At 65.6% G+C, this 4,065-nt stretch carries 4 protein-coding genes; 1 reads left to right on the top strand and 3 read right to left on the bottom strand.

The annotated features are described in order from the left end of the window. A partial coding sequence (locus AC5LUJ_RS05085; protein WP_493464532.1) for a transglutaminase-like domain-containing protein occupies positions 1 to 541 on the top strand: 541 nt, incomplete at its 5' end. A 93-nt stretch (positions 542 to 634) separates the two neighbouring features. Here AC5LUJ_RS05085 and AC5LUJ_RS05080 read toward each other — a convergent pair. The 3 genes from AC5LUJ_RS05080 to AC5LUJ_RS05070 form a co-directional block, all read right to left on the bottom strand. Continuing rightward, positions 635 to 1,843: a cytochrome P450 gene (locus AC5LUJ_RS05080; protein ID WP_250291518.1), complete on the bottom strand. Its 1,209-nt coding sequence runs from the start codon at positions 1,841 to 1,843 to the stop codon at positions 635 to 637. Between the two features lie 130 nt (positions 1,844 to 1,973). Next, positions 1,974 to 3,065, bottom strand: coding sequence for a type III polyketide synthase (locus tag AC5LUJ_RS05075; RefSeq protein ID WP_250283551.1), 1,092 nt, complete (start codon positions 3,063 to 3,065; stop codon positions 1,974 to 1,976). 608 nt (positions 3,066 to 3,673) lie between these two features. Next, positions 3,674 to 4,065: WD40 repeat domain-containing protein (locus AC5LUJ_RS05070; RefSeq protein ID WP_493464531.1), on the bottom strand; the 392-nt coding region annotated here is incomplete at its 5' end.

Below are 4,065 nucleotides of genomic sequence, written 5' to 3'. Positions count from 1 at the left end.
TCTGGAGCAGCTGACCTACCTGCGGGCGAGCCGCTACTGCCCGTCGGATCACGATGTCGGGTTCGCGGTCGCCGAGTTCGGCGGCCTGCCACCCGGACGCCCCCAGGTGGAGGCGATCACACAGTGGATTCACAGCCGGGTGGGTTATGTCCCGGGCTCCAGCAACGTCCACAGCTGCGCCGATGATGCGCTGCTCACCGGGCAGGGAGTATGCCGCGATTTCGCCCATCTCGGGATCACGTTGTGCAGGGCTCTCCAGATACCCGCGCGCTTCGTCGCCGTGTACGCGCCCGGCCTGGCCCCGATGGATTTCCACGCCGTCTTCGAGGCATGGTTCGACGGTGCGTGGTGGACCTACGACGCCACCCGCCGAGCCCCCCGAGAGGGCATGGTCCGCATCGCAACCGGTCGCGACGCGGCTGACACGGCCTTCGTCAACGTCCTGCGAGGCATCGTCGTCCTCCAGTCGATGGAGGTGACCGCGACGGTCACCGGCTTACTCCCCATCGACGACAGCCTCGCCCCCCACCGGCTCTGCTGATCGCGGGCCAGGACCTGCCTGGGGGAGCAGGCCCAGCCGATCACCGCTCTCGTTGACGACAGGCGGCACCACCCGAGGACCGGGCCGGCGCCTCTACCAGGCGACCGGCAGCACGAGCGGGTAACGCCAGATCGACACCGTGTTCCACCGCACGTCCCGCGCGGGTACGGCCAGCCGCAGTCCGGGGAAACGGGTGAGCAGTGTGCCAATGGAGACCTGGAGCGTCATGCGCGCCAGATGGGATCCGAGGCAGTGGTGGCTGCCGTATCCGAAGGTCATATGCGGGACGGGATCCTTCCGTCCGAAGTCGAGTTCGTCGGCACGGTCGTAGACCAGTTCGTCGCGGTTGGCGGTCAGATATGACACGTGCACGGTGTCACCAGCCCTGATGGTGACACCGTCGAAGTCGATGTCCTCCAGGGCCACCCGCGGAATGCCGACGCCCTGACGGAACGGGATGTGCCGCAGCAGCTCCTCAATGGCCTGCGGCAGTATCTCGGGATGGGCGCGCAGCTGGCCGAGCTGCACGGGGTGCGTCAGCAGCGTGTAGACGATGTTGCTGATGTTGTACGTGGTGGTGTCGTGACCGGTGACCAGCAGGAGCATGGCCAGCACGGACAGTTCCTCCTCGTTGAGGATCTCGCCGCCGATCCGTGCGGTGGCGAGCGCGCTGACCAGGTCGTCGCCGGGGACACGGCGGCGTTTTGCGGTCAGCTCGGCGAAATAGGCCCGCAGTTCCGCCTTCGCTTCCACCGCCGAAGTCTGGTCGACGGCGCTCATGGACATCATGGCCGAGGCACACCGGCGAAGTTGGGGCCGGTCCGCCTCGGGGATGTCCATCAGTGCGCAGATCGTCATGAGCGGCAGCCGGCCCGCCAGATGATCAGCGAGATCCGCCGGCGCGCCATGCCTGGCCATTCTGGTCAGCAGCCCGTCCGTGGCCTGCTGGGTCCAGGGCCGCAGTTTCTCGACCTGGCGCGTGGTGAACGCCTTGAGGATCAGGCTGCGCACCCTGTTCAGCGCGGGCGGATCCATGAGGTTGATCGACTCGGGCTGCGCGATGGGGGCAGGCGTGATCCGCGGGAAGTCCCGCCCGATCAGCGCGGCCCGGCTGAAACGCCGGTCCGCGGTGACTGTCCGCACGTCCGCATCGCGGGTGACCAGCCAGCAGTCGCCTTCCCCGTATGGCATCCGGACGCGGGTGACGGGGGCCTCAGCCCGCATCCGGGTCATGAAGGGGTCTGGTTCCAGGGCGTCGTCGTGCCGGAACGGGCACGTCGGCACGGAGTTCGAGATGGACATCCCACACGGCCTTTCCAGTAGGAAACTACAATCGACATATCCGGTGTCGACCAGGCTGTCCGGGGAACGCCAAAAACTGATGGAAAGCCCGCGGTGGCGTCCGGCCCGGAGCGGGGCGACGGGTCCAGGCTCAGGCCTGCTCTTCGACCCGGTCCGCCCTCTTTGCTGTGAAGGGGTCTGCCTGCCAGCGCCCGACCGACATCTCAGCCGTGATCCCGGGACCAAAGCCTGCCAGGATACCGCATCCACCGTTCGGGACCCCGCCTTCGGTAAAGATTCGCCGAAGGGCGTCGAGTACGACGGCGCTCGCGATGTTCCCATACTCGGTAAGCGTCGCCCTGCTATGGCGAAACTCGTTGGGTGCGACATCGAGAAAACGGCTCAGGTCGTCCAGGATGCGGGGCCCGCCAGCGTGGATCACGTAGAAGTCCAGCAGCGATGCGTTCCAGCCGTTCTCTGCTGCCAGGTCTCGCAGGACCGGCGCCAGCGGTTCCATGGTCTTCGGGACGCGTCGGTCGAGCTGGAAATGAAAGCCGGTAGCTTTCACGGCGTAGGAAATCCATTGCTCGGTGTTCGGTATCAGGTAGGAACCGGTCCGTTCCAGGCGCATGCCTGTCCCTCCGGAGGCGCGCACCACGGCGGCCGCTACGGCGTCGCCGAACAGGCCGTTCGACAGCAGGCTGCCGATCTCGACATCGGTGGGCTGGTAGCAGAGCGAGCAGAACTCGCAGGCCACGATCAGAGCGTTTGATCCGGGATGGGCGGTGCAGAAGTCAAATGCGCGGTTTATCCCTGCTCCGCCAGCCGCACAGCCCAGCTGGGCAATGGGGAGCTGGCGTGTCTCCGGTCTGAACCCGAGCTTGTTGATGAGCCAGGCCGTCAGCGACGGCATCATGAACCCGGTGCAGGACAGGTATACTATCATGTCGATATCAGCAGGCGACATCTCCGCATTTCGGAGCGCGCGGTGCACAACGTCCGGAACCCGAGCCCTGGCCTCTTCCTCGTAGATGTGGTTCCTGATCTCAAAACCTGGGTGCTTCAATGTCTCGTCAATCGGACGAACAATGTGGCGCTTGACGACGCCGGTGTTACTTATGAGGCGCAGGGCGAGGGGGAGGGCAGGGTGATCTCTGTGAAGACGCTGAGCCAGTTCAAGAGTCTCACCCATGGTCAGGATATTTTCTGGAACCGCGACAGCCGGTTCACACAGAACGGGCATCAGCAGATTCTCCTTCAGAGCCAGGGGCCGTGGGAGGCTGTATAGCAGACGAAGCTGGATCGTCTCCGTCCACGGTTCGACCGGTTATGATACTGCTGTCGGGCAGCCGGGCGGCGACTGAATGTTGCCGGCGCAGACCGTGGTCGTCCGGTTACAGGAGACAGGTCAATGTCTGAAGGCCACGGAGAGTGCGCCGATCGGGACCGGGCTTCGCCGGGAAACAAGATTCATCAGGACGTTTCGTGTCGCGCATGGGGACGACCGTAGTGTTCCTTCTCGTCGTGCTGGCAAAAACTACCGGACAGGTCACCTGTTCCTGGCGGGAACAAAAAGAAAGACCGGGCCCTGTTGTGGAGATACCCTGAACCAATAGCCACCAAACAATAACGGCCTCGCCGTCGAGGCCGAATTGACGGGATTGCATATCTGGCGTCGTGATGTCCCTGACGGCAGGCTTTGCGTCGGGCATTCGGTACCGCCCATTTCCTTACTCGTCCAGATCGGACGTTACCCGGCGCATCGTGGTGAATCCTCCGGCAAGCAGCGCGGCCGCGAGGGCGGCACGGTAGCCCGGCTGCCCAGCGGCTGATCCTCCTGGCCGGTCGTGATCAGCGGCGGCGGAAGATGCCGCTGCGGCGGCCGGGGCGTGGATCAGGCGGCCTGACCGGCGGGATCACCTGGGGTGTGACGGGGTGCCAGCCGGCGGGCAGGGGCAGGGGCGCGTCCTCCGCGAGGCGCCGGATGGCCGGGTCGTAGCCGTCCAGCTCGCCCGGCTCGAAACGGACGGTCTTGATCACCCAGCAGAAGGAGCCGCCCGGCTCACCGACCAGCTTGTAGGAGCCGTCCGGCAGCAGAACCGCCCACCCATCCTGAAGACCGATCACGGTAGCGATCCGCCGTCCGGTGGTGGTCTCCCACAGCCGGACCGTGCCGTCGTTGCTGCCGGTGGCGATGGTGGTGCTGTCGGGGGAGAACGCCGCCGACCACACCCGGCTGGTGT

It is taken from the genome of Protofrankia sp. CiP1_Cm_nod3 (assembly GCF_982290655.1).
Note: the sequence above shows the minus strand (reverse complement) of the source record. Positions and strands in the feature narration are given on the sequence as shown.